Genomic DNA, 23,533 nt, shown 5'->3' with positions numbered 1-23,533 from the left:
GTCAACCCCGTTTCTCGATCTCGACGCCGAATCGGTCCCGGAAAGGCCGGAATTCGTCGTGCAGCGCGTCGAGGTCCTCGCCGATGTCGGTCAGCAGTGAAGTGGAGTAGCGGAACTTGCCGTGCCGGTCACCGGGATTGGCGACGAGGTAGGCCCGCATCGCGGCCTCCGCCTCGCCGGTGAGCCGCCGATCCGCGAACGCGTAGTAGCGACGGACCGTGGCGACCTGATCGGCGACGAAGTCGGTGTAGCGCACGTGCAGGACCCGGGGGTCGTCAACCAGCGAGTTGGTCATCGTGTTGGCGACGCTCTCGCGGGTCAACTGCAGGTGCATCTTCGCGGCGGCCTGCAGATCGATCGGACCGACGATGCCCTCGAGGATGTCGGCCATCATCATGGTGCGCGACGCCGCGACCTGAACCGGGTCGCGATGCAGCCACAGCAGCGTTGCATCGGGATAGGCGTCGAAGAGCTCGGCTAGGCGGAAGCCGTGAAAACCCTTCAGCACCCACTGTTTCGGCGGCCGCCGGTACTGCAGCTGCTGCAACATGGCCTTGTGGATGCGGTACTGCGCTGCCGGATCGGTGGGCAGCCCGCCGACGACGGTCTGCATCGGCACCCGCCACCACGCCGTGGGGGTCAGTACCCGGAAGTCGAACGCCCAGGTCCGTTCGTCCTCGGGCAGGCCGTCGCCCAGCATGTCGTTGTACGGGTGGCTGTGCAGCCACTTCGGCAGTTTGGCGTTGATCTGACGCCAGTCGGCATCGGCCCGTGCGCGGCGCGGGTCCTCACCGTCGACGACGCCGGGCGGTGGCGACGGGTACATCACCTCCCAGAACCGCAGCGCCCGCGCCCCGGGATCGACCGACATCAGCGCATGCATCAGCGTGGTGCCCGAACGTGGCTCGCCGGTGACGAACATCGGCCGCTCGATGACCTCCTCGTCGACCGGATACCGGCGCCGGTCGGCGATGAACTGCAGCCGCGACGTCAGCAGGCAGTGGCATACCTCGGCCGCCTGTCGCATCCCGTCGGCGTCCATTCCGACCGCGTTGAGATGATCTACGACCAGCGAGAATCGTTCTGGCAGAGTCGGATCACCGTAGTCGCGCAGCGAAGTGACGGTCTCGGCTTGGGCGAGCATGTCCGCCGCCACCAGCCGTGCGGTCACCGGACGTCTCCGCACAGGCTCAGCAGTTCGTCCTCGACTTCTCGGACGTTCTGTGCCGACTGGGCGGTGTACCGCAGGCCCGCCATGGCGCCGTAGTCCATGATCTTGGGCACCCGCAACCCGGCGTCGACGTAGTCCTTGATGACGCGGGCGAGCTGTTTCGGCGTGCCGTGCGGCACCATCGCCAGTACCATCTCGGGTTCGACGCGGTCGAGGAACTCGACGATGCGTTCGCGGGTGAGCACCGCCGGATCAATGTCCTGGTACCCGCGCCAGGTATCCCCCATCGGATGTTCGAATCCCGCCTTGCGCAGCACGGCGGCGGACACCTGCAGCAGGAAGGACTTCACCAGCGGCGCGTCCAGGATCTCGGCCAGCTCGGCTTCGTCTCGGCCGACCAGGCACACCTGGATGAAACACGGCGTGATCACCACCGGATCACGACCCACCCGCTCGGCGGAAAGCCGGACGATCGAGAGCTTTTCGGCATAGTCCTCCGGAGTCCATGCGCCCGTAGGCCACCAGCCGTCGGCGTAGCGGCCCACGATGTCGAGGGTGCGCGGCCCACTGCCGCCGATCCAGATCCGCGGTAGCCGACCGTCATACGGTTCGGTGTCCAGCCGGGCGTGGGTCAGCCGGTAGAACCGGCCCTGGTAGTCGACGGGGCCGTCGCTGTCCCACAACAGCCGGATGACGTGCAGCGCTTCTTCGAGCCGGCTGACTGGCCGGCTGAAGTCGAACCCGTAGGGCACGGTGTTCTCGGTTTCGCCGCTGCCCAGGCCGAGGATGAAGCGGCCCCCGGCGAGGTGGTCGATCGTCAGCGCGCTCTGCGCCAACAGCGAGGGGTGTCGCCGTACGGTGTCGACGACGCTGGTCGCGATCGGCACGTTGTGTGTCAGCACCGCCGCAGCCGCCGCGACGGCCATCCCGTCGAGGTGCCGGTGCGGCGACGGGGAAACCGTTGCCAGGTCGGTGAACTCCGGCGTCCAGATGGAATCGGGCCAGAAGCTGACCATGTGGTCGGGCAACCAGATCGAGTGGTAGCGTTCGTTGTCGAGGCCTGGCAGGACCGAGAGGTCCAGTGGCAGCGTGGTGCGCAGATAGGCGGCGGGCTGAACCTTCACAGCCGGCCGAACTCGCGCAGAAACGACTGTGTGTGGGCGATGCGACCGGTGAGTGTTCTGGGATCGCCGTTGCACAACCGGAATGCCGTCTCCGTGATCAGCGAGATGTCCTCGGTGTCGGTCTTGGCCAGGTCGAGCGCACCGGCACCCTCGGTGGCGACGGGGTTCGTCGGCGCGGCGGCGTTGACGGCGATACCGTCGTCGTAGAGTTCGGCCGCAAGGCTTTTCGTCAGCCGGTTCAACGCGGCCTTGACCGTCCCGTAGATGCCGAACCCTGCACTGCGGTCGAAGTCGGAGAACGGCGGTCCCGCGGGCAGGTCACCACCGACCGATGTCACGTTGAGCACCCATCCGGAACCGCGTTCGCGCATCGCCGGGATCGCCAGCTGCGTGAGGTGCAGCGGCGCCATCACGTGCATCTCCATCATCAGCTTGACCCGTCGTTCGGGGAACCCGTCGAGGGGGCGCAGGAACGTGACGGCGGCGTTGTTGACGAGAATGTCCGGCGCGCCGACCTTGTCGACCACCTCGGTGAAAAGCCGTTCGCGCTCCTCGCTCTGCGACAGGTCGGCGGCCACCGCGATCCCTTGTCCCCCTGCGGACTCGATCTGCTGGAGCGTCTCGCGCAGCGACCCTTGGTACTTCGGATCGGGCTCCAACGTGCGTGCGGTCAGCGCGACCGTCGCACCCTCTGCGGCGAGCCGCTTAGCGATGGCCTTGCCGAGCCCTCGGCTGGTGCCGGTGACCAGCGCGACCTTTCCGTCACACGTCATCGTGGGACCTCCCTGCCGTGCGCGGGATACCCGAGAGCTTGTCGGCGAACTTGGCTTCCGCGGCATCCCGCAGCCGCAGCAGGTGCTCGGACGGGAACGCGTCGGGTGCCGGCTTGGCGTCCTTGAGCAGCTGCCGGGCCAGCGTCACCTTGTGCACCTCGGTGGGTCCGTCGGCCAGCCCCAGTACGAACGACTCCGTCAGGTACTGCACGAACGGCATCTCGTGCGACGTGCCGAGCGATCCGTGCAACTGCAACGCCCGCGCCGACACATCGTGCAGCACCTTCTGCATCATCGCCTTGACCGCCGAGATGTCGGCGCGAACGGCCTTGTAGTCGTTGTATTTGTCGATCTTCCACGCGGTCTGAAGGGTCAACAGCCGGAACGCCTCGATCTCCATCCATGAGTCGGCGATCATCTCCTGCACCATCTGCTTGTTGGCCAGCACCTCGCCCTGGGTGTAGCGCGATACCGCCCGCTCGGTCAGCATGTCGAAGATCCGCCGCACCAGTCCGACCGTGCGCATGGCGTGGTGGATTCGACCGCCACCGAGGCGCGTCTGCGCCACCACGAATGCCCCACCGCGGGGACCGAGCATGTGATCGGCGGGGACCCTGACGTTGTCGTAGCGGACATAGCCCTCTCGGCCTCCGCCGCCGAGCGGCTGATAGCCCAGCCCGACATCGCGCAGGACATTGATCCCGGGTGTGTCTCCCGGCAGCACGAACATCGAATAGCGTTGATAAGGCGGAGCATCGGGATCGGTCATCGCCATGACGATGATGAACGAGGCCATCGAGGCGAACGACGAATACCATTTCTCGCCGTTGATCACCCAGTGATCGCCGTCCTGCGTGGCGGTTGTGGTGAAGACTTTCGGGTCGGCCCCGCCGTGCGGTTCGGTCATCGAGAAGCACGACACGATGCGGTTGTCGAGCAGCGGCTCGAGGTACCGCTGCTTGAGCTCGGGAGTCCCGTAGTGCGCCAATATCTCGCTGTTGCCCGAGTCCGGCGCCTGTGAGCCGAAGACGATCGGCGCGCATTCCGAGCGCCCGAGAATCTCGTTGAGCAGCGCCAGCTTGACCTGTCCATAGCCCGGACCGCCGAGGTGCGGTCCAAGGTGGGTGGCCCACAGACCGCGCTCCTTGACGATCTCCTGCAGCGGCGGGATCAGCGCCTGTCGCACGGGGTCGGCCAGGTCGTGGGACTCCTTGACCACGTAGTCGATCGGTTCACACTCGTCCCGAACGAACCGCTCGACCCACGCCACTTGCTCGGCCCACTCGGGGTCCGTCGAGAAGTCCCAGCCCACTGATGTCCTTTCGCGAGTTTCAGGTGTCCGACCACTTGCGCCGTCGTTGTGCCGCATCTTCGGTGGCGTGCGAAAGCACTTGATTGCGGTTCTCGAGTTCTACCGCGGCGTCCAGCGGCGCGTCGGTGTTGGCCTGCAGCGCTCGCTTGGTCAACTGCACGCCGAGCGGCGAGAGGCCCGCGATCGTGGTGGCCAGTTCCACGGCGCGGTCGAGCAATCGGTCCGATTCGGTGAGCTCGCTGACCAAGCCGCGGCGATCGGCCTCCTCCGCGGTCACCATGCGCCCGGTCAGCATCCAGTCCGCCGCGACGCTGGTGCCGACGATCCGCGGCAGGTGGTAGCTCATCCCCATCTCAGCGCCGGAGAGTCCGAGCAGGATCGCGGCGTTGCCGAATGAGGCTGCCTTGGAGCAGATCCGGACGTCGGAGGCCAGTGTGAGGGCCAGCCCGGCGCCGACACACGGCCCGTTGACCGCGGCGATCAGCGGCTGGGGGAGCGCGCGGATGGCCTCGGGTAGCGCGGCCATCGACTCCTGGAAGCGCATCCGGTCGATGGTCGGCGCCGACGCCTCCGGCATTCCCGGCCCGAAGTTTCGCACGTCGATGCCCGCGCAGAAGCCACGCCCGGCACCGGTCAGCACGACGCTGTGCACCGAGTTGTCGGCGGCGATCGAGTCGAAAGCCTCGATCAGCGCGTCGCGCATCGCCTCGTTGATGGCGTTGAGCTGCTTGGGTCGATTCAGTTGCAGGACAACGATGCCGGGGCGACTCCGGTCCAGGACGAGCGTCTCCGGGTGGGTTTGGGTGGGAACGGACTCGGTCACTGAAATCAGCGCCGCGGCAAGCCGAGCACCTGCGTGGCGATGATGTTGCGCTGAATCTCCGACGTGCCACCGGCGATCGTACCGGAGAAGCTGCGCGCGTAGCGCTCGAACCAGCTGGCGAAGTAGTGGTCGAGGTTCATGTGCGCGTATCGGCCGGTGGTCGAGGGGTGAGTAAGGCCGTCGGCGCCGGCGGCGGTGAAAGCCGTGTCCGCAGCCCGCATCTCGGCCTCCGACCCGAACAGCTTGAGCACCGAGACCGAGGCGGTGTCCATCTCGCCCCGCGATGCCCGTGCCAGCGCGGCCGAGCCCATCGCGCGCAGCGCCTGGTAGTCCATGATCGTCGTCGCGTACTGGTCGCGCTGCAGCGGGCCCCGCGGCCGGAAGTCGGCGATCATGTTGTCGATCCGGTCGGCGAAACCCAGCCACATCATGGTGCGCTCGTGGCCGAGCGAGCCGTTGGCCACGCCCCATCCGCCGTTGAGCGGGCCGACAAGGTTCTCGGCGGGCACACTGGCGTCGGTGAAGAAGACCTCGTTGAAGTCGAGGTTTTCTTCCCCACACAAATCGGCGAACGGCCGACACACCACACCCGGGGTGTCGGTCGGGATGATGAGCGCGCTGATGCCCTTGTGCTTGGGCGCATCCGGATCGGTGCGCACGAACGCCAGCAGGAAGTCGGCGTCGTGGGCGCCCGAGGTCCACACCTTCTGCCCGTTGACGACGAAGTGGTCGCCGTCCACGCCCGAGACAAACTCAGCTCGGGTGCGCAGCGACGCCAGATCCGATCCGGCGCTGGGTTCGCTCATGCCGAGCGAGGCGGTCAGTTCCGCCCTCAGCACGGGCACCGCCCAACGCTGTTTCTGTTCCTCAGAGCCGAACGAGATCAACGAAGCCGCAACGATGTTGACGCCCTGCGGGTTGAAGCTGTGGTAGATCCGCCGTCGGCACAGCTCGTCGAGGTGAACGAACTGTTGCAGCACGGTGGCGTTTCGTCCGCCGAATTCGGGCGGCTGGGCTGGTAACAGCCACCCGTTGTCGAACAGCAGCCGCTGCCAGTCCCGCGCCCACTGCGGCATGTGTGACACCGATCGGGGCCGCTCCAGGGTCTGCGCCTCCGACGGCAGGTGCTTGTCGAGGAAAGCCGCGAACTCGGCGCGGAACTCCTCGACGTCGGAATCAAAAGTCAGCTGCATGAAACTCCTCCGCGATCATCGCGCGATGCTCGGCGGCGCCGCCGAGGAGCAGCTCGCCGGCCTTGGCCCGCTTCAGCGCGAACTGTAGATCGTTCTCCCACGTGAACCCCATCGCGCCGAACAGCTGAAGGCCGTGCCGGAACACCAGCGCCTGCGCCTCACCCGCCGACGCCTTGGCCATCGCCGCGGCCAGCCGCCTGCGCGGGTCGTCGGCCGCGATGGTCAGCGCGGCGAAGTACGAGAGCGCCCGCGCGCGTTCGGTCGCGACGTGCATGTCGACGGCTTTGTGCTGCACGGCCTGAAAGGAACCGATGGCGACGCCGAACTGCTGGCGCTGCTTCACGTGTTCGAGGGCCAGATCGAGGATGCGCTGGCAGGCACCGACCATGGTGATGGCCATCCCGGTGAGCGCGATGTGGCGGGCCCGCTCGGTATCGGTGCGCACCCGGTCGCCGTCCGGAATCCGGACGTCGGCGAACGTCACCTCGGCGATGTGCAGCACCGGGTCGAACACCGGGCTGCGCCGCGCCGTCACCTGATCGGCGTCGACGAGGAAGACGCCCGCGTCGGTCACCACGGCGAGGCGCTCGGCACGGTCGCCGTCGAGCACGTGGTGCGCCGTGCCGTTGAGCACCCACCCGTCGGCGTCGCGATGGGCGGTCACGCCCGCGTAGACCGCCGTCGCTGCCTGCTGGGCGTCGAACCGGTCGCCGGCCAGCGGGGCGAACTGCGTCAGCGTCGCGAGGAAGGGTGTCGGATCGGTGGCGCGCCCCAGCTCTTCCAGCACGATCGTCAGCTCGACGGCGTTCTCGGGATCCGTCAGCTCGGTCCACCCGGCGTCGACGTAGGTCTTCCACAGCGGCGTGGGGTCGACGCCGTTCTCGGCGATGCCGCGGACCAGCGACGCCGGGCACTGCTTGGTCACCGCGTCGCGCACGGTTTCCTGCCATAGCCGCTGATCGGCGTCGAACTCCAGTAACACCAAGCCTCCCGGGGCCGCTCGTGATCACAGACGCTGTGTGCGATGAGAATAACATTCTCCTTAGCTGCTGTAACCGTTCTCTGTATCCGCCTACCCCGTTTCACGACCAGCGTGCCGTGCGGGTGACCAGCCCCTACGCTGACCTGCGGGTTCATTAAGCGTTCTGTAGAGAACTCGATTCTTGATATTGAAGAACAACGCTTTACACTGGGACTCAGTCCGGCGGTTCGCGCAGCGCTCTCCACACACGCCCGACGTCGGCCGGATGACATCGGAGGACAGCCTTGGTGATGCACCACCCCGACGGAAGCTCCACACCCGTCACCACACCGCTCAACACACCCCTTATCGATGCGAGCGTGCACATCTTCAGCAAGTCGAACAAGGATCTGCGCGGCTTCATGCGCGAACCGTTCAAGAGCCGCGGTTTCCCCGACTATGAGATGGACTGGTACGGGGCGCCCGGCGGCGAGTACGCGCCGAACACCAGCGGTGACCGCAGGTATCCGGGTTCGGACCCCGACTTCGTCGGCGGTCAACTGTTCGACGAGCGTGGCGTGGACGTTGCGGTGCTGCATCCGATGACGCGCGGCATCATGCCCGACCGCCACCTGGGCACCGCGATCGCCGCGGCCCACAACGACATGCTGGTGACGCGCTGGCTCGAGGACAATCCCTACGCCGACCGGTTCCGCGGCACGATCCGGGTCAACCCCGACGACATCACCGGCGCGCTGCGCGAACTGAAGAAGTACGCCGACCACCCGCGGGTGGTGCAGGTGGGCGTCCCGCTGCAGTCTCGCGAGCTGTACGGCAAGCCGCAGTACTGGCCGCTGTGGGAGGCGGCCGCCGAAGCGAATCTGCCAGTTTCGGTGCACATCGAGGTCGGCGCGGGAGTGCAGTTCGCCCCCACCCCGTCCGGCGTGCCAAGGACATACGAGAACTACGTCAGCTTCATGGCGCTGAACTACCTTTACCACCTGATGAATCTCATCGTCGAAGGCGTCTTCGAGAAGATGCCGACGTTGAAGTTCGTCTGGGCCGACGGGGCCGCGGACCTGTTGACGCCGTTCATCTGGCGGATGGACTGCTTCGGCCGTCCACACCTGGAGCAGACGCCGTGGGCACCGAAGATGCCGAGCGACTACCTGCCCGGACACACGTACTTCGTCCAGGGGGCGATGGACGGGCCCGGCGATGTGGAGTTCGCCGGCGAGTGGTTCGGATTCACCGGCAAGGACGACATGGTGATGTACGGCTCGAGCTACCCGCACTGGCAGCTCAACGACCTCAAGGTGCCGAGCACGTTCTCCGACGAGCAACGCGACAAGCTGTGCTGGCGAAACGCCGCGCAGCTGTACGGCATAGACGTCGGGGCCGGGGTAGGCGCACAGTAGTGAGAACTTGGCTTTCGAGGAGGGCACGATGACGGTGACGATCACAGAGCGCAAGCCGGCGGCCGAGCGCGTCGCGGTGCGTTGCGTCGACTCCGACGTGCATCCGACGCCGAAGGCGGGCGAGCTGACCCAGTACATCCCGGAGCCATGGCGCAGCAAGTACTTCCTGACGCGCAAGGTCGGCGACCAGATCTACTACGACGCACCCGACTACGCACACGCCTACGCGATGCGGGTGGACACCTTCCCGGCGGACGGCAACTTCGCGGGCAGCGATCCCGACCTGGCGTTCAAGCAGCTGATCATGGAGGCCGGCGCCGATATCGCGGTGCTGGAGCCCGCCGCGTATCCGGCGCGCTTTCCCGAGGTCAATCACGCGATGAGCGTTGCGCTCAACGACTGGCAGGCCCACCACTGGCTCGACAGCAAGAACAACTGGCATGAGCGCTGGCGGGGCTCGATCTGCGCGGCGATCGAGGCGCCGGAGGACGCGGCGCGCGAGATCGAGCGCTGGGCCGGTCACCCGTATATGGCGCAGATCCTCATCAAGGCCGAACCGCGTCCGGCGTGGGGTGACCCGAAGTACAACCCGCTGTGGGAGGCCGCCACCCGCAACGACATCACGGTGAGCTGTCACCTGTCGCGCAGCCATCACGAGGAACTACCGATCCCCCCTGTCGGGTTCCCCAGCTACAACCACGATTTCATGGTCACCTACTCGCTGCTGGCGGCGAACCAGGTGATGAGCATGGTCTTCGACGGGCTCTTCGACCGCTTCCCGAAACTGCGGATCGTGTTGGTGGAGCATGCGTTCACCTGGATCCTGCCGCTGATGTGGCGGATGGACGCGATCTACGAGGCGCGCAAGTCGTGGCTGGACATCAAGCGCAAGCCGTCGGAGTACGTCAAGGACCACATCAAGTTCACCACGCAGCCCTTGGACTATCCGGAGGACAAGACGGAGTTGTCCCGGGCGTTGGAGTGGATGGAGTGCGAGAAGATCCTGCTGTACTCCTCGGACTACCCGCACTGGACGTTCGACGATCCGCGCTGGCTCGTCAAGCATCTGCCCGAGTATGCGCGCGAGGCCGTGATGTTCAAGAACGGGATCGCGACCTACCACCTGCCCGATACGGTCCCGGCCCTCGAGGGCCAGGTTCGGGTGTTCTGAGTTGGACGAGCAGAAGAAGGCGCCCCGGCTCGCCCAGGGGCGTGAGCACGTCGTGGCCACGGTCGACGAGATCCCGCCGGGCAAGCACAAACTCGTGCCGATCGGCCGCCACGGCGTCGGCGTCTACAACGTCAACGGCACCTTCTACGCCATCGCGAACTACTGCCCGCACGAAGGCGGCCCGTTGTGTTCGGGACGCGCCCGTGGACGCACCGTCGTCGACGAGACCGTGCCCGGTGATTCGGTGATGGTGCGCGACATGGAGTACATCTACTGCCCGTGGCACCAGTGGGGTTTCGAGTTGGCCACCGGCACCACCGCCGTCAAGCCCGAGTGGAGTATCCGCACCTACCCCGTCCGGGTGGTCGGCAACGACGTGCTGGTTCAGGCATGACCGCCACCGAGTCCGCCGGGCCGAAGCTCGGGCGGGGCGAGAAGACCATCGAGATCAACGGCGGCAACGTCGTCTACGAGATCCTCGGCGAAGAGGGCGATTTCATCGCCTTGACGCCGGGCGGCCGGTTCAGCAAGGACATCGACGGGCTGCGCCCGCTGGCGCAGGAACTGGTCGACGGCGGTTACCGGGTGCTGCTGTGGGACCGGCCCAACTGCGGCAAGTCCGACGTCCAGTTCTACGGCCAGAGCGAATCGCACATGCGTGCCGATACCCTGCACGCGCTGATCACCGGTCTCGACATCGGCCCGTGCATCATCGCCGGCGGGTCCGGCGGTGCCCGCGACTCGATGCTGACCACCATGCTGCACCCCGAGATCGTGCGAAAGCTGGTGGTGTGGAACATCGTCGGCGGGGTGTACGGATCCTTCGTACTGGGCTCCTACTACATCGTGCCGAGCATCCTCGCGGTTCGCGGCGCCGGCATGAAAGCCGTTGCGGCCGTCGACGAATGGAAGCAGCGCATCGCCGAGAACCCGGCCAACCGCGACCGCATCCTCGGTCAGGATCCCGACCAGTTCCTCAAGCTGATGCTGCGCTGGCTCAACGCGTTCGTGCCCAAGCCAGGCCAGACGATCCCCGGCGTCGAGGACGAGATGTTCGACAACATCAGGGTGCCCACGCTGATCATCCGCGGCGGTGAGAACGATCTGGACCACCCCAAGCGGACCTCGCTCGAGGTGAGTTGTCTGATCAAGGGCTCGCAATTGATCGACCCGCCCTGGCCGGAAGACGCATGGGAGCGTGCCGGCGAGGCCCGTGCCTCCGGAAAGGTGAAACGTTTCAACATGTTCGACACGTGGGTGCAGGCCGCGCCCGCCATCTTGCGGTTCCTGGACAGCTGATGAAGGCACGGCCGCGAACAGCGAGGGCGCAACGGTGTACAACTGCACCGGCGTGTCGCGTACAACAACGTGCGGTCGGCCCGCGGGAGCCCTACGTCGTGCGGATGAGCACCTCGCAGTTGAGTGAGGCTTCGAGTGCCGTGTGGACGCGACTTTCGGGGACACGCTCGAGGTCGGCCTTGCGCAGCGTCACATGCACGACGTCCCAGCCGTCGTCGCCGGGCACACGCTCGATGTCACCGGTCAGTCCCAGTCCGGCGAGCACGCCGTACGCGTCGTCGTCGGTGCCGCGGCTGATGAAGGTCACCACCCCCGGAGCCGGCGTGGTGCCGAAAGCCTTGGCGCACAGGTCGACTGCGGTCTTCATCAGCGTCTCGGGATCGACGCCGTCGATGAGCAGTTCGACCTCACGGCGCTTCGGCGGCAGGCCGGCCAGGTCGTTGTCCACCAGTTCGATGCCCGCCGCACCGGCCAACTCACGCAACCGGCCCGCGCCGTCGCGCAGTTGTGCGGCATCGAGTTCGCCCGCGCGGTCGACCCCGACGCGAACCACCGCAGTCCTCATGTCCGTCAGCCTATCCGCGGATCGCAAGGACATTTCATGACCACCACCACCGGGCTCACCGTCGCCGTCTGGCCGGACAGCGCGCCGCGACTGCTGCGGCCTGCGGGGTCCGAGGACTACGCCGACTACGCGCAGGCCGGGGGTTACCTGCCGCTCACCGACGCCGAGGCGCTGGTCGAACAGGTCGAACTGTCCGGCCTGCTGGGCCGTGGCGGCGCGGCCTTCCCCGTCGGGACCAAGCTGCGCACCGTCCGCGACGCCCACCGGAGGGGATCGGAGACCGTCGTCGTCGCCAACGGCGAAGAGGGCGAGCCGGCGTCGATCAAGGACCGCTGGTTGCTGCGCCACCGTCCGCACCTCGTTCTGGACGGCTTGCGTCTGGCGGCCGCTGTCGCCGGGGCCAGCCGCGCCTACGTGTACGTCTCCGACGAGCAGGCGACCGATGCGGTGAACACCGCACTGGGCCAACTCGCGCCGGATACGTTCGGGCGCACCGCGATCGCCGTCGTCACCGTCGAACCGGGTTACGTCGCGGGTGAGGAGACCGCCGCGGTGCGCCGCATCAACGGCGGTCCGGCCAAGCCCACCGACAAACCGCCGCGCCCCTTCGAGGAGGGTGTGTCCGGTGTCCCGACCATGGTCAGCAATGTCGAGACGCTGGCCAATCTGCCGTTCATCCATGAACACGGTTCACTAGCGTTCCGGTCGGTGGGCACGCCGATGTCGCCGGGCACGTTCCTGGCGACGGTCACCGGTGCCGGCAGGCCGCCGGCTCTCTACGAGTTACCGCACGGCGTGGGCTTTTCCGAGCTGCTGCAGGCGCACGGCGTCGACCGGGAGGCCGTGACCGGCGCGTTGATGGGCGGCTACTTCGCGGGTCTGCTCAACACCGACGTCCTCGATGCGACGCTGGACCACGAATCGATCCGCCGCCTCGGCAGCGGACTGGGCTGCGGGGCGATCTCGATCCTCACCGACGACTGCCCGGTCGCCGTCGCCGCGTCGGTGATGTCCTACTTCGACCGCGAGAACGCCGGACAGTGCGGCAGCTGCTTCAACGGCACCGCCGCGATGGCCGCCGTCATCTCGGCGCTGCGCGACGGAGTGGCGACCGACGAGGATGTCACGCGGCTGGAACGGTGGTCGGTGGTGCTGCGCGGACGGGGCGCCTGCGGCACCCTCGACGGCGCCACCAACATCGCCGCCAGCCTGCTGCGCCAGTTCCCCCAGGCGGTCTCCCGTCACCTCGCCGGCGACTGCGAGACGTGTCGGACCAACAGGTTCGACGCGGTGCGGCCGTACGAAGTGGAGGCGGTGAAACCGTGAGTGACGGCTTGAGGATTCGGCTGGACCGGACGCTGTGCGACGGATTCGGCATCTGTGCCAAGCATGCGCCGGGCTACTTCTCCCTCGACGACTGGGGATACGCCTCGCTCATCGGCGACGGCACCGTGCCCGAGAAGGACCGCGACGCTGTGATGCGGGCGCTGTTCGACTGCCCTGTGCACGCGATTGTCTACCTGGGCGAACACCGGCCCTCCGACGACAACGCCTTCCACGAAGAACCGCACGAGTCGCCCGAACCCGATCCGACAACCGGCGACAACAGCGAGGCGATCTCGGGATTCGTGCGGTGACCAGGCCGCTACCCGAGCTGACGGTCCTCAACGAATTCTTCTGGACCGCAGGCGCCGACGGCGTCCTGCGCATCCAGGAATGCCGCGACTGCGCCGCGCTGATCCACCCGCCACAGCCGGTGTGCCGGTACTGCCGCAGCCACCACCTGGGTGTGCGCGACGTCTCCGGCAAGGCCACCCTGTCGGCGTTCACCGTCAACCACCGCTTCGGGTTCCCCGACCTGCCGCCACCGTACGTGGTGGCCCAGGTCGCCGTGGTCGAGGATCCGCGAGTTCGGTTGACCACCAACATCGTTGACTGCGAGCCCGACGAGCTGCAATTGGGGCAATTGCTCGAGGTCCGGTTCGAGGAACTCGAGGACGTCTGGCTTCCGGTCTTCGCGCCCAGCAGCGACGGCCAGTCCGGCCCGCTGCCCGACGACGAGATCCCGCCGCAGGACTTCGCCAGGCACGTCAGTCCCCCGCTGACCACGCACCGGTTCGAGGAGCACTCGGCGATCACCGGCATCGGCGCGTCGCGGCTCGGGCGCCGGCTGATGGTGCCGCCGCTTTCACTGACGATCGAGGCGTGCGAGGCCGCCGTCGCCGATGCGGGCCTGACCTTCGACGACATCGACGGCCTGTCGACCTATCCTGGCCTTGACGTCGCAGGCATGGGCGAGGGCGGTGTCACCGCGCTCGAGGGAGCACTCGGTATCCGTCCGGCGTGGTTCAACGGCGGCATGGACACCTTCGGCCCCGGCGGTTCGGTGATCGCGGCGATGATGGCGATCGCGACGGGCATGGCTCGCCACGTGCTGTGCTTCCGCACCTTGTGGGAGGCCACCTTTCAGCAGTTGATGAAGGAGGGAAAGGCCTCCCCACCCGGCGGCGCCCGCACGTCGAGTTGGCAGATGCCGTTCGGCGCCATGTCGGCGGCGCACACCCTCGCGCTGAACGCCCAGCGCCACTTCGACCGCTACGGCACCACGCGCGAGACGCTCGGCTGGATCGCCCTGAATCAGCGCGCCAACGCCGCCCTGAACCCGACGGCGATCTACCGGGACCCGATGTCCATGGACGACTACCTGGGCGCGCGGATGATTACCACACCGTTCGGCCTGTACGACTGCGATGTGCCGTGCGACGGCGCCATCGCGGTGGTCGTCTCCGCCGCCGACGTCGCCGAGGACATGCCGCGCACCCCGGTATTGTTCGAAGCGGTCGGAACGCAGATCGCCGAACGCACCGACTGGGACCAGAGCACGCTCACCCACGAGCCTCAGGTACTCGGCCAGGCCGCCCATCTGTGGACGCGAACCTCCTTGCGCCCGAAGGATGTTGACGTCGCCGAACTGTACGACGGCTTCTCGTTCAACTGCCTGTCCTGGCTGGAGGCGCTGGGCTTCTGCGGCATCGGCGAGGCCAAGGACTTCCTCGACGGCGGCAAGGCGATCGCCCGCGACGGCGTGATCCCGCTGAACACCCACGGCGGCCAGTTGTCGCACGGGCGCACCCACGGGATGGGTCTGATCCACGAGGCGGTGACGCAGTTGCGCGGTGACGCCGGTGAGCGGCAGGTCCGAGACGCGCGCGTCGCCGTGGTGAGCAGCGGCGGCCTCACCCCGAGCGGGGCGATCCTGATGCGGACCGACTCGTGAGCACCGCCAGACCCCGCGTCGTCCTGGTCGGCGGTGTGCCGATGTCGGGTCTGGTGGCCGCGGTCGACAATCCGACCGCCGTCATCGTCGCCTTCCATGGCGGGTCCAGCACCGCAGCGTATTTCGACTGCCCGGGACACCCGCGGCTGTCGCTGCTGCGCCTCGGGGCGGAACACGGTTACACGGTCGTCGCGCTGGACCGGCCCGGCTACGGCAGTTCGGCGCCGTATCCGGACGCCATGCAGCGACCCGAGCAGCGGGTGGCCCTCGCCTTCGGTGCCGTCGACAAGATCCTCGGCGGCGGCCCCCGCGGCGCCGGCTTGTTCCTGATCGGCCATTCGGCTGGCTGTGAACTGGCGGTGCGAATGGCCGCCGAGCAGCGCAGCGACGTGATCGGTCTCGAGTTGGCGGGCACCGGGGTGCAGTACAGCGACCAGATGGCCGACATCATGAAGTCCACCACGGCTACCCGCCGCCCGGCAGGACTGCGCGACATGCTCTGGCAGCCGGAACATCTCTACCCCTCCGACGTGTTGTCGGGCATGACGAATTCCTCGACTGGCGCGTCCTACGAGGTCGACGTGACCAGGAACTGGCCGCGACAGGACTTCCCGGCGCTCGCGCCGCAGGTCCGGGTACCGGTGCAGTTCAGCGTCGCCGAACACGAGCGGGTGTGGCGATCGGATCCGGAGACAATGGCGAAGATGGCCGCGATGTTCACGTCGTCGCCGCGCTTCGTGATCAACGAGCAGACCGGTACAGGACACAACATGTCCCTGTCGAACAACGCCGCGGCATACCACGCGAAGGTGGTTGCCTTCGCAGACGAATGTGTTGCCGCACAACGAGAGATGGAGGCGGGTTGATGCGCGTCGGATTCATCGGACTGGGCAGCCAGGGCGGCCCGATGGCACGCCGGATCGCCGAGGGCGGTTTCGAAACCACGCTGTGGGCGCGCCGCGAGGCCAGCCTCGAACCGTATGCCGACACCGCGGCCAAGACGGCCGGCACGCCGGCGGAACTGGCCGCCGCCAGCGACCTGGTCTGTCTCTGCGTGGTGGGTGACGACGATGTGCGCGAGGTGCTCGGCGGCGAGTCAGGTGTGCTCGCAGGCCTGGCCGCCGGCGGTATCGTCGCGATCCACAGCACCGTTCACCCCGACACGTGCCGCGAGATCGCCGAGGCTGCTGCCGGACAAGGTGTCTCGGTCATCGACGCGCCGGTGAGCGGCGGCGGACCCGCTGTCGAGGAGGGCAAGTTGTTGGTCATGGTCGGCGGCGAGGAGGATGTCGTCGAGCGCTGCCGGCCCGTGTTCGCCACCTATGCCGACCCGATCGTGCACCTCGGCCCGTTGGGCAGCGGCCAGGTCACCAAGATCCTCAACAACCTGCTGTTCACGGCGAATCTCGGGGCAGCGCTGAGCACCCTGGACCTTGGCGAGTCGCTGGGCATCCCGCGGGTCCGCCTCGCCGAGGTCCTCAACGGCGGGTCCGCCACGAGCAAGGCGCTGGGCAGCATCGCGATGTTCGGCGGCACCGTCGAGGCTCTCGCGCCGATCGCAGGAGCGTTGCTGCAGAAAGACGTTCGGCATGCCGCGAGCATCGCTTCATCCGCCTCAGCGCCGGAGGGCACGGTGTTCACCGTCGCCGACACCGCCCTGGAAGCGATGGACCATCCGCGATGACCCGCGTCGGGTTCGTCGGGGCGGGGCGCATGGGCGCCCCGATGGTGCGTCGCCTCGCCGAATCCGGTCATGAGGTCAGTGCGCTGGGCCGGACCGACGACAAGCGCGCCGCGGTGAGCCGACTCGGCGCGCACCCGGTCGCCACGGTCTCCGACGCGGCCGACGCCGACGTGGTCATCGTGTGCGTGTTCACGGATGAACAGGTGCAGCAGGTCTGCCTGCACGACGGCTTGGCCGCGGCGATGCGGCCCGAAGCGTCGCTCGTCATCCACACCACCGGAAGCCCGGCGACAGCGCGGTCCATCGCGGCCCGGTTCCCGAGCGTGGACGTCGTCGACGCACCGGTCAGCGGCGGACCCCACAACATCGCCGCAGGCGAGGTGACGCTGTTCGTCGGCGGCGCCGACGACGCCGTCGCGCGGGTTCAGCCGGTGATCAGTGCGTACGGCGATCCGGTCCTGCACGTCGGTCCGCTCGGCGCCGGCCAGGCCGTCAAGCTGATCAACAACGCGTTGTTCGCCGCACAGATCGGCCTGCTGGCCGAGGCGGTGGGGCTGGGCGCCTCGCTCGGGGTGGACGAGAGCAAGCTGCTGACGTCGGTCACTCGAGGCAGCGGGGCCAGCCGCGTCGGCGAGTTCATCGCAGGTCGCGGCTCGGTGCAGGGCTTCGTCGGTGACGTCGGCGAGTTCATCGGCAAGGACGTCGCGGTGGTGCGCAAGATCGCGGCCGAACTGGGCACCGATCTGGGGCTGCTGGACAGCGTCATCAACGCCGGAATCGGGCCGTGACAACCGGCGATTCCGCTGACCGGAGACCCCCCGGTGAGGCATACTAGAGGCGTTACACAATCGCAGCCTCGCGTAACGAATGCGGTAGCTAGCCCACCGCGAAAGAGGAGATCATGACCAAGCCCAAACTGGTGTTCGATCACGTCTCGCAGGATTACTTCGAGAATCCGTACGAGATCTATAAGCGGATGCGGGACGAAGCACCGATCTACTACGACGAGGAACAGGATTTCTATGCGCTGACCCGGCACGCGGATGTCGCAGCAGCGCTCAAGGACCACGAGTCGTTTTCGTCTAGTCGCGGCTGCGACCTGGCCATGGTCAGGTCGCCGGAGGCGCCCCAGAAGTCCATCATCTTCATGGATCCGCCAGACCACCGCCACATGCGCAGCCTCCTCAACAAGGCGTTCACGCCGCGGGCCATCCAGTCGCAACGACAGACCGTCACCGATCTCGTCGAGCACTACCTGAGCAAGGTCAATCCCGACAATTTCGACGTGGTGCAGGACTTCTCCGGTCCGTTCCCGGTCGAGGTCATCACGCGCATGGCCGGCGTGCCCGAAGAATTCCGGCAACAGGTCCGGCACTGGATCGACAAGGGTCTCGAGCGCAAACCGGGTCAAATCAGTCTGAGCGACGAGAACATGCAGGCCAACATCGACTCGGGTGTGTACTACTACGGCCTGGTCCAGGAGCGCCGCCAGAACCCGCAGGACGACATGATCAGCCGACTGATCGCCGCGGAGATCCCGGGCGAAGACGGCGAGATGCGCTCGCTCGACGACATCGAGATCACCGGCTTCTTGGCGCTGCTCGGTGGCGCAGGCGCCGAGACCGTCACCAAACTCGTCGGCAGCGCCGTGGTTGAGTTCGCCCGTCACCCAGAGCAATGGCAGATGCTGCTCGACGACCGCAGCAGGGTCGGCGATGCGGTCGAGGAACTGTTGCGATATGTCGGCCCAGTCCAATACAACGTCCGCTACACCTTGAAGGACGCCGAACTGCCCAACGGCACCGTTCCCGCAGGCAAGCCGGTATTCCTGTTGCAGGCCGCCGCGAATCGGGATCCGCGCGCATTCGACAATGCCGAGACCTTCGACATCACTCGTAACAAGACGCAGTCGCAGAATCTTGGCCTGGGTTACGGCATCCACAGTTGTCTCGGTGCTGCGCTGGCCCGCCTCGAGACCGCGGTCGCGTTGGAGCACCTGCTGGACTTCATGCCGCGCTACGAGGTCGACTTCGCCGGCCTACAGCGCGTCACCATGCAGAATGTCGCCGGCTACGGCCGGGTGCCCGTGCGGGTGCTGAAGTGACCCAGCGAGGAGCGGAGCGGGATCGCGCATGAGTCAGAAGATCGTCGTCGACTTCGGCCTCTGTGAGAGCAACGGAGTCTGTATGGGCATCATCCCCGAGGTGTTCGACCTTGACGACCAGGACTACCTCCACGTCCTGCAGGAAGAAGTGACACCGGAAAACGAACAGCAGGTCAGAGAAGCCGTGCGTCAGTGTCCCCGGCAGGCCATTTCGATCGAAGACGCATGACCACTTCCGAACTCGTCTTCGATCCATTCTCCGAGGAGTTCTTCAACGGGCCGTGGGAGATCTACCGGCGCCTGCGCGAAGAGGCTCCGGTGTACTACAACGAGGAGTACGACTTCTACGCGCTGTCGCGGCACGCGGACGTGGCGGCTGCGTACAAGGACTTCGAAACCTACTCCTCGGCATACGGATTGGATCTGTCGACGGTTCGTTCGAACGAACCGATGATGGCGAAGATGATCATCATGATGGATCCGCCGGAGCACCGGCAGATGCGCAGCCTGGTGAACAAGGTGTTCACCCCACGGGCCATCGAGGCTCTGCGGCCCATGGTGACCGAGACCATCGACCGCTACATCTCCGACATCGATCCGGACCGCTTTGACGTGGTGCGCGACTTCTCCGCCTTGTTCCCGGTCCAGGTGATCACCCAGATGCTCGGAGTCCCGGAGGAGCATCGTGGTCAGGTTGGCGAATGGGTGGACATCAGCCTGGCCCGCGAACCAGGTCAGATCGATATGTCCGAGGAGGGCATGCACGCCGTCGGTGAACTGATGGGCCTGTACTACAACATCATTCAGCAGCGCCGCGCCGACCCACGCGACGACATGTTCAGCAGGTTGATCGCCGCCGAGGTCCAGCGCGACGACGGCCAAATGCAGTCGCTCGACGACTTCGAGATCGCCGGTTTCGCGACGCTGCTGGGCGGCGCGGGCGCCGAGACAGTGACCAAGCTGGTGGGCAACGCCGCGGTGACCTTCGCCCGCAACCCCGAGCAGTGGCAGAAGCTGCTCGACGACCGCACGAAGACCGGAGCCGCGGTCGAGGAGTTGCTGCGCTACGAGGCGCCCAACCAGTACAACGTGCGCCGCTCGATGCGACCGATCGAGCTGCACGGCGTCACGATTCCGGAGGCCAAACCCGTCTTCCTGCTCACCGGTTCGGCGAACCGGGATCCCGAAGCGTTCACCGACCCCGATACGTTCGACATCGACCGCGACCGCACCGAGGCGCAGAACCTGGGCTTCGGCTACGGCGTGCACAGCTGTCTGGGCGCGGCGCTGGCTCGGATGGAGAGCGTGATCGCCCTGGAGCGCCTGCTCGACGCCATGCCGCGTTACGAGGTCTTTTTCGACGAGTGCAAACGGGTGTCGGCGCAGAACGTCGCAGGCTGGTCACACGTGCCGGTGCGCGTGTTGCGCTGATGCGGGGCCCGCAGGCGCTCCGCTCGCGAAATAGCATTCCCGGCTGTGGAACCGCGTGATTGACGACCAGGAGTGCTATTTCGCGCCGGCGATCCCCAAACTAGCCCAGGCCGTGCAGGATGACGCCGTTGCAGTCCGCGGCGGCCTGACGCAGCTTGACCGCCTCCTGGTAGGCGTCCGAGTGATACCACTCCTTGGCCGCCTCCTCGGACTCGAACTCCAGCAGCACCGTCTGAGTGCCGTGCCACTCCCCCTCAAGCCGCTCGGGCTTTTGGTCGAACGACAGCAATGTCGCACCGGCCATCGCCTTGCTCGCCGCCTTGCCGTATTCGGCCATCCCGGCCGGATCTTTCACGTCCTCGGTGATGAGGATATACGCCTTGGGCACTGAAACTCCTCGTCAGTCAGTCGATCTCACGGATCGCTTGTTCTGGACAGTTCTGGATGGCGTCGCGGGCGGCATTCTCCAGACCGGCAGGCACATCTTCGGGGTCGGCGACCGCCCAGCCGTCATCGGTCATCTCGAACACCTCAGGGCACAGCGTGAGGCACATCCCGTGACCGGCACAGCGGTCCTCGTCGACGGTGACTTTCATCAGGCCTCACCCGAGACCACGTCGAACTCGAGATGCAACTCGGTCAGGCCGCGCAGGATGTACGTCGGAATGTATTGGTAGCGACGCTCTCCGGCCGGGCCGTGGTGCTTCTCGCTGATCCGGATGTCGGTGGTGCGGTCCAGCAGTCGCTCGAGCCCGACCCTGGTCTCGGCGCGCGCCAGCGGTGCCCCCGGGCAGCTGTGGATGCCGCGGCCGAACGCCAGATGCTGACGTGCGTTCTTGCGCTCCGGATCGAAGGTGTCGGGATCCTCGAAACGCCGGGGATCGCGGTTGGCGGCGCCGTTGATCACCATCACCGTGCAACCGGCACCCAGCGACTGCTCGCCGACATTTGTCGGAACTCGCGACAACCGGAAGTCACCCTTGACGGGGCTCTCGATGCGCAGGCACTCCTCGATGAAGTTCGGCAGCAGGCTGCGGTCCTCGCGCAGCTTGCGCTGGATGTTGGGCTGGTCGCCCATCACCTTGAGCGCGGTCGACAGCAGCCGCACAGTCGTCTCCTGCCCGGCGGAGAACACGTTGGTGGCCACGCGCACCACGTCGGCCACCTCCGGCATCGTCCCGTCCGGGAACGTGGCCGTCGCCAGCCCGGTCAGCACGTCGTCGCGCGGTTCACGACGACGGTCCTCGACATACTCGGCGAAGACCTCGTAGAGATACTCCAGGGGCGTCTTGGTCAGTGTCTTCTCGGCGTTACCGAGGCCACCGCCATGCGTGCCGCGCGCCAGCCGCTCGAGCAGTTCCGGCCGGTCCTCCTCGGGCACACCGAGCAGGTCGGCGATCACGCGCAGGGTGAACGGCGCCGCGAAGCCCTTGATGAACTCACCCTCGCCGCTGCCTGTTTTGCTCCTCGCGTCCGCGGGCGCGAGGAACTCGTCGAGGATGTCGTCGGCGAGCTGCCACATCGCGTCCTCGTTCTCCTTGAGGCGCTTGGGCGTGATCAGCCGCATCAGCAGGGCGCGGTGGTTGGTGTGGGTCGGCGGGTCCAGCGTGGGCAGCTGGTCGCTGAACGGGATCTCGTCACGGTGCTCGACGATCAGGTCGGTGATGTCGTCCATACCCTCGGTGGACACCGGGAAGCCGGGGAACGGGCCGGTCACCGAGATGCACGAGGAGAACGTCTCCGAGTCGTTGTAGACGTCGACGGCCTCCTGCCAGCCGGTCACCATCGTCACGCCGTAGTGGTCCTCGCGGCTGACCGGGCACTTGTTCCGCAGTGCCTCGTAGAACGGGTACGGGTCGTCGGTCAGACGACCGTCCCGGAAGAAGTCGACCGAGGTGAGGTCCTCCGCCATGCGCCCTCCGTTTTCGACGATCTCAGGGTATGAGAACGGGATTCTCATATCGGGGTATCAGATTTCCACAGTGCGACCTCGGCGTCAACGAGGCCGCTGTGCAGCTGCTCAGCTTTTACTGGATCGGCTCGTCGCCCAGCACCGTCGTGCGCAGCATCTCCCGTGGTGAATCCGGGTCGTAGGGCGCAGCGCGGTGCAGCACGCCGCGGTTGTCCCAGATGACCGTGTCGCCGACCGCCCAGCTGTGGCTGTAGACCTTCTCGGACTCGGTGGCCCGATCGAGCAGGTCGGCCAGCAGCGTCCGGCCCTCGTCGGGATCCATGCCGACCACATAGTCGGCCGACGCGCCGAGAACCAGCGACTTGCGGCCGCTGCGGTGCGTCCACACCAGCGGGTGCTCGTGCGTGGGACGCGACCGCCACTTCGCCACGATCTCCGGCGACGGATCCGGATGCACGCGGCGCTGCGAGGCCTCCAGCGAGTGCACGACGCGCAGCGGCGCGAGCCGCTTCTTCTCGTCGTCGGAAAGGGCGTCGTAGGCGCCGTACGAACTGGCGAACTCCGTCTCACCACCGCGCTCTGCGACGTGCAGCGCCGAGAGCACCGTGGCCATCTGCGGGTACTCGTCGTTGGTCGGTGTGCAACCGTCGATGTGCCAGTCGAACGTCGCCTTCAGGTACGCCGCCGACGAGTTCTTCGACTTGTCGAGCGTCACCGGGTAGATGCCCGCGACGGGATGGTGCCCGTCGGAGGAGTGGTCGATCTCACCCAGGCGCCGGCAGAACTCGACCTGCGCCTGCGGTTCGAGGTGCAGGCCCGGGAAGACCAGCACGCCATTGTCTTCCAATGCTTCGAGCACAGCTGATCCGAGCGCGTCGTCGGCCGCCAGCTTCTCCGAATCGAGGCCCGTCACCTCCGCGCCGACGGATGCGGTGAGCTTGTTGATCGTCAGCAGACTCATGATGCCTTTCTGTTCCTCACGGCACCGGTGCGCTGACGCGGTGCATGACGGCGTCGGCGGAATCGGCGGGCTTCTGGGTTCCGAAGATCTCGACGGCCATCGAGACCATGATCATCGAGTAGATGAGGTGCAGCAGGTTCAGCGCATCCTCGGGTACGTCGTCGAGCGGGAACTTGTCGCAGTAGTCGATGGCCTCCTCGAAACGCGGTGAGAAGGCGTCGTAGAACTCGCGGATCTTCGGCATCGGTGTGGATAGCCGCCTCTCCCATCGCTCGGCTTCGGTTGCCAGACACCATTTCTCGGCGAACCGCTCGAACTCGGCGAAGGCGCTGGGCAGTCGGCTTTCCGTCATGA

Annotated in this window: 26 protein-coding genes; 13 read left to right on the top strand and 13 right to left on the bottom strand. The window is 66.7% G+C overall.

Annotated features, from left to right (window positions below):
- Position 1: 1 nt before the first annotated feature.
- From K3G64_RS16490 to K3G64_RS16460, 7 genes are read right to left on the bottom strand one after another with little or no spacing between them, the layout of a single operon-like run.
- The gene (locus tag K3G64_RS16490) at positions 2 to 1,171 is read right to left on the bottom strand and encodes a sulfotransferase family protein (RefSeq protein WP_238885823.1); all 1,170 of its coding nucleotides are present in this window, start codon (positions 1,169 to 1,171) and stop codon (positions 2 to 4) included.
- The gene (locus K3G64_RS16485) at positions 1,168 to 2,295 is read right to left on the bottom strand and encodes an LLM class flavin-dependent oxidoreductase (protein WP_238885822.1); all 1,128 of its coding nucleotides are present in this window, start codon (positions 2,293 to 2,295) and stop codon (positions 1,168 to 1,170) included. The genes K3G64_RS16490 and K3G64_RS16485 overlap by 4 nt, the downstream gene beginning before the upstream one ends.
- Positions 2,292 to 3,068, bottom strand: a complete 777-nt coding sequence (locus K3G64_RS16480; protein ID WP_238885820.1) for an SDR family NAD(P)-dependent oxidoreductase — start codon at positions 3,066 to 3,068, stop codon at positions 2,292 to 2,294. Before K3G64_RS16480 ends, K3G64_RS16485 begins: the two co-directional genes overlap by 4 nt.
- Complete coding sequence (locus K3G64_RS16475) at positions 3,058 to 4,380, bottom strand: acyl-CoA dehydrogenase family protein (RefSeq protein ID WP_238885817.1); 1,323 nt, start codon at positions 4,378 to 4,380, stop codon at positions 3,058 to 3,060. Before K3G64_RS16475 ends, K3G64_RS16480 begins: the two co-directional genes overlap by 11 nt.
- Before the next feature lie 19 nt (positions 4,381 to 4,399).
- Positions 4,400 to 5,203: an enoyl-CoA hydratase/isomerase family protein gene (locus K3G64_RS16470; RefSeq protein WP_370646961.1), complete on the bottom strand. Its 804-nt coding sequence runs from the start codon at positions 5,201 to 5,203 to the stop codon at positions 4,400 to 4,402.
- 5 nt (positions 5,204 to 5,208) lie between these two features.
- On the bottom strand, positions 5,209 to 6,396 hold the full coding sequence (locus K3G64_RS16465) for an acyl-CoA dehydrogenase family protein (RefSeq protein WP_238885815.1): 1,188 nt from the start codon (positions 6,394 to 6,396) through the stop codon (positions 5,209 to 5,211).
- Positions 6,380 to 7,378 carry an acyl-CoA dehydrogenase family protein gene (locus K3G64_RS16460; protein ID WP_238885813.1) on the bottom strand — a complete coding sequence of 333 codons (999 nt, stop codon included), beginning with the start codon at positions 7,376 to 7,378 and terminating at the stop codon, positions 6,380 to 6,382. Before K3G64_RS16460 ends, K3G64_RS16465 begins: the two co-directional genes overlap by 17 nt.
- Positions 7,379 to 7,668: 290 nt before the next feature.
- Between K3G64_RS16460 and K3G64_RS16455 the strand changes: the two genes are divergently transcribed.
- From K3G64_RS16455 to K3G64_RS16440, 4 genes are read left to right on the top strand one after another with little or no spacing between them, the layout of a single operon-like run.
- Entirely contained in the window at positions 7,669 to 8,775 is a 1,107-nt protein-coding gene (locus K3G64_RS16455; RefSeq protein ID WP_238950739.1) for an amidohydrolase family protein, read from the top strand.
- Positions 8,776 to 8,803: 28 nt separating this feature from the next.
- A complete protein-coding gene (locus tag K3G64_RS16450) occupies positions 8,804 to 9,946 on the top strand; it encodes an amidohydrolase family protein (RefSeq protein ID WP_238885810.1) in 1,143 nt (380 codons plus the stop codon).
- Between the two features lies 1 nt (position 9,947).
- Positions 9,948 to 10,340 (top strand): Rieske (2Fe-2S) protein, encoded by a 393-nt coding sequence (locus K3G64_RS16445; protein ID WP_238885807.1) that lies wholly within the window; start codon positions 9,948 to 9,950, stop codon positions 10,338 to 10,340.
- Positions 10,337 to 11,245, top strand: a complete 909-nt coding sequence (locus K3G64_RS16440; protein ID WP_238885804.1) for an alpha/beta fold hydrolase — start codon at positions 10,337 to 10,339, stop codon at positions 11,243 to 11,245. The genes K3G64_RS16445 and K3G64_RS16440 overlap by 4 nt, the downstream gene beginning before the upstream one ends.
- Positions 11,246 to 11,336: 91 nt before the next feature.
- Here K3G64_RS16440 and K3G64_RS16435 read toward each other — a convergent pair whose 3' ends face one another.
- Positions 11,337 to 11,810 (bottom strand): hypothetical protein, encoded by a 474-nt coding sequence (locus K3G64_RS16435; RefSeq protein ID WP_238885801.1) that lies wholly within the window; start codon positions 11,808 to 11,810, stop codon positions 11,337 to 11,339.
- 36 nt (positions 11,811 to 11,846) lie between these two features.
- Between K3G64_RS16435 and K3G64_RS16430 the strand changes: the two genes are divergently transcribed.
- From K3G64_RS16430 to K3G64_RS16390, 9 genes are all read left to right on the top strand, one after another.
- Positions 11,847 to 13,136, top strand: a complete 1,290-nt coding sequence (locus tag K3G64_RS16430; RefSeq protein WP_238885798.1) for an NADH-ubiquinone oxidoreductase-F iron-sulfur binding region domain-containing protein — start codon at positions 11,847 to 11,849, stop codon at positions 13,134 to 13,136.
- Complete coding sequence (locus K3G64_RS16425; RefSeq protein WP_238885797.1) at positions 13,133 to 13,447, top strand: ferredoxin; 315 nt, start codon at positions 13,133 to 13,135, stop codon at positions 13,445 to 13,447. The genes K3G64_RS16430 and K3G64_RS16425 overlap by 4 nt, the downstream gene beginning before the upstream one ends.
- Complete coding sequence (locus tag K3G64_RS16420; RefSeq protein ID WP_238885796.1) at positions 13,444 to 15,087, top strand: thiolase C-terminal domain-containing protein; 1,644 nt, start codon at positions 13,444 to 13,446, stop codon at positions 15,085 to 15,087. The genes K3G64_RS16425 and K3G64_RS16420 overlap by 4 nt, the downstream gene beginning before the upstream one ends.
- A gap of 41 nt (positions 15,088 to 15,128) precedes the next feature.
- A complete protein-coding gene (locus K3G64_RS16415; protein ID WP_238950738.1) occupies positions 15,129 to 15,953 on the top strand; it encodes an alpha/beta hydrolase in 825 nt (274 codons plus the stop codon).
- On the top strand, positions 15,953 to 16,771 hold the full coding sequence (locus tag K3G64_RS16410; protein ID WP_238885795.1) for an NAD(P)-dependent oxidoreductase: 819 nt from the start codon (positions 15,953 to 15,955) through the stop codon (positions 16,769 to 16,771). The genes K3G64_RS16415 and K3G64_RS16410 overlap by 1 nt, the downstream gene beginning before the upstream one ends.
- The gene (locus K3G64_RS16405; RefSeq protein ID WP_238885794.1) at positions 16,768 to 17,559 is read left to right on the top strand and encodes an NAD(P)-dependent oxidoreductase; all 792 of its coding nucleotides are present in this window, start codon (positions 16,768 to 16,770) and stop codon (positions 17,557 to 17,559) included. Before K3G64_RS16410 ends, K3G64_RS16405 begins: the two co-directional genes overlap by 4 nt.
- 113 nt (positions 17,560 to 17,672) lie before the next feature.
- Positions 17,673 to 18,875 (top strand): cytochrome P450, encoded by a 1,203-nt coding sequence (locus tag K3G64_RS16400; RefSeq protein WP_238885792.1) that lies wholly within the window; start codon positions 17,673 to 17,675, stop codon positions 18,873 to 18,875.
- A 28-nt stretch (positions 18,876 to 18,903) separates the two neighbouring features.
- Positions 18,904 to 19,104 carry a ferredoxin gene (locus tag K3G64_RS16395; protein ID WP_238885791.1) on the top strand — a complete coding sequence of 67 codons (201 nt, stop codon included), beginning with the start codon at positions 18,904 to 18,906 and terminating at the stop codon, positions 19,102 to 19,104.
- Positions 19,101 to 20,306, top strand: coding sequence for a cytochrome P450 (locus tag K3G64_RS16390; RefSeq protein ID WP_238885789.1), 1,206 nt, complete (start codon positions 19,101 to 19,103; stop codon positions 20,304 to 20,306). The genes K3G64_RS16395 and K3G64_RS16390 overlap by 4 nt, the downstream gene beginning before the upstream one ends.
- Before the next feature lie 100 nt (positions 20,307 to 20,406).
- Here the strand turns inward: K3G64_RS16390 and K3G64_RS16385 are convergent, their stop codons facing one another.
- From K3G64_RS16385 to K3G64_RS16365, 5 genes are all read right to left on the bottom strand, one after another.
- Entirely contained in the window at positions 20,407 to 20,694 is a 288-nt protein-coding gene (locus tag K3G64_RS16385) for a DUF1330 domain-containing protein (protein ID WP_238885788.1), read from the bottom strand.
- Between the two features lie 16 nt (positions 20,695 to 20,710).
- Positions 20,711 to 20,902, bottom strand: a complete 192-nt coding sequence (locus tag K3G64_RS16380; RefSeq protein ID WP_238885785.1) for a ferredoxin — start codon at positions 20,900 to 20,902, stop codon at positions 20,711 to 20,713.
- Positions 20,902 to 22,218: a cytochrome P450 gene (locus K3G64_RS16375; protein ID WP_238885783.1), complete on the bottom strand. Its 1,317-nt coding sequence runs from the start codon at positions 22,216 to 22,218 to the stop codon at positions 20,902 to 20,904. The genes K3G64_RS16380 and K3G64_RS16375 overlap by 1 nt, the downstream gene beginning before the upstream one ends.
- 115 nt (positions 22,219 to 22,333) lie before the next feature.
- Complete coding sequence (locus K3G64_RS16370) at positions 22,334 to 23,179, bottom strand: TauD/TfdA dioxygenase family protein (RefSeq protein WP_238885780.1); 846 nt, start codon at positions 23,177 to 23,179, stop codon at positions 22,334 to 22,336.
- Positions 23,180 to 23,195: 16 nt separating this feature from the next.
- Positions 23,196 to 23,531, bottom strand: a complete 336-nt coding sequence (locus K3G64_RS16365; RefSeq protein WP_238885778.1) for a hypothetical protein — start codon at positions 23,529 to 23,531, stop codon at positions 23,196 to 23,198.
- Positions 23,532 to 23,533 lie beyond the last annotated feature (2 nt).

It is taken from the genome of Mycobacterium sp. IDR2000157661 (assembly GCF_022317005.1).
Lineage (GTDB): Bacteria > Actinomycetota > Actinomycetes > Mycobacteriales > Mycobacteriaceae > Mycobacterium.
Note: the sequence above shows the minus strand (reverse complement) of the source record. Positions and strands in the feature narration are given on the sequence as shown.

What these genes read in the sequence shown, in the direction of transcription:
- K3G64_RS16450 (WP_238885810.1), top strand. Translation starts at nt 8,804, where the DNA reads ATGACGGTGACGATCACAGAGCGCAAGCCGGCGGCCGAGCGCGTCGCG.
- K3G64_RS16465 (WP_238885815.1), bottom strand. Translation starts at nt 6,396, where the DNA reads ATGCAGCTGACTTTTGATTCCGACGTCGAGGAGTTCCGCGCCGAGTTC.
- K3G64_RS16380 (WP_238885785.1), bottom strand. Translation starts at nt 20,902, where the DNA reads ATGAAAGTCACCGTCGACGAGGACCGCTGTGCCGGTCACGGGATGTGC.
- K3G64_RS16415 (WP_238950738.1), top strand. Translation starts at nt 15,129, where the DNA reads ATGTCGGGTCTGGTGGCCGCGGTCGACAATCCGACCGCCGTCATCGTC.
- K3G64_RS16435 (WP_238885801.1), bottom strand. Translation starts at nt 11,810, where the DNA reads ATGAGGACTGCGGTGGTTCGCGTCGGGGTCGACCGCGCGGGCGAACTC.
- K3G64_RS16480 (WP_238885820.1), bottom strand. Translation starts at nt 3,068, where the DNA reads ATGACGTGTGACGGAAAGGTCGCGCTGGTCACCGGCACCAGCCGAGGG.
- K3G64_RS16405 (WP_238885794.1), top strand. Translation starts at nt 16,768, where the DNA reads ATGACCCGCGTCGGGTTCGTCGGGGCGGGGCGCATGGGCGCCCCGATG.
- K3G64_RS16400 (WP_238885792.1), top strand. Translation starts at nt 17,673, where the DNA reads ATGACCAAGCCCAAACTGGTGTTCGATCACGTCTCGCAGGATTACTTC.
- K3G64_RS16365 (WP_238885778.1), bottom strand. Translation starts at nt 23,531, where the DNA reads ATGACGGAAAGCCGACTGCCCAGCGCCTTCGCCGAGTTCGAGCGGTTC.
- K3G64_RS16455 (WP_238950739.1), top strand. Translation starts at nt 7,669, where the DNA reads ATGCACCACCCCGACGGAAGCTCCACACCCGTCACCACACCGCTCAAC.
- K3G64_RS16440 (WP_238885804.1), top strand. Translation starts at nt 10,337, where the DNA reads ATGACCGCCACCGAGTCCGCCGGGCCGAAGCTCGGGCGGGGCGAGAAG.
- K3G64_RS16375 (WP_238885783.1), bottom strand. Translation starts at nt 22,218, where the DNA reads ATGGCGGAGGACCTCACCTCGGTCGACTTCTTCCGGGACGGTCGTCTG.
- K3G64_RS16370 (WP_238885780.1), bottom strand. Translation starts at nt 23,179, where the DNA reads ATGAGTCTGCTGACGATCAACAAGCTCACCGCATCCGTCGGCGCGGAG.
- K3G64_RS16395 (WP_238885791.1), top strand. Translation starts at nt 18,904, where the DNA reads ATGAGTCAGAAGATCGTCGTCGACTTCGGCCTCTGTGAGAGCAACGGA.
- K3G64_RS16390 (WP_238885789.1), top strand. Translation starts at nt 19,101, where the DNA reads ATGACCACTTCCGAACTCGTCTTCGATCCATTCTCCGAGGAGTTCTTC.
- K3G64_RS16410 (WP_238885795.1), top strand. Translation starts at nt 15,953, where the DNA reads ATGCGCGTCGGATTCATCGGACTGGGCAGCCAGGGCGGCCCGATGGCA.
- K3G64_RS16430 (WP_238885798.1), top strand. Translation starts at nt 11,847, where the DNA reads ATGACCACCACCACCGGGCTCACCGTCGCCGTCTGGCCGGACAGCGCG.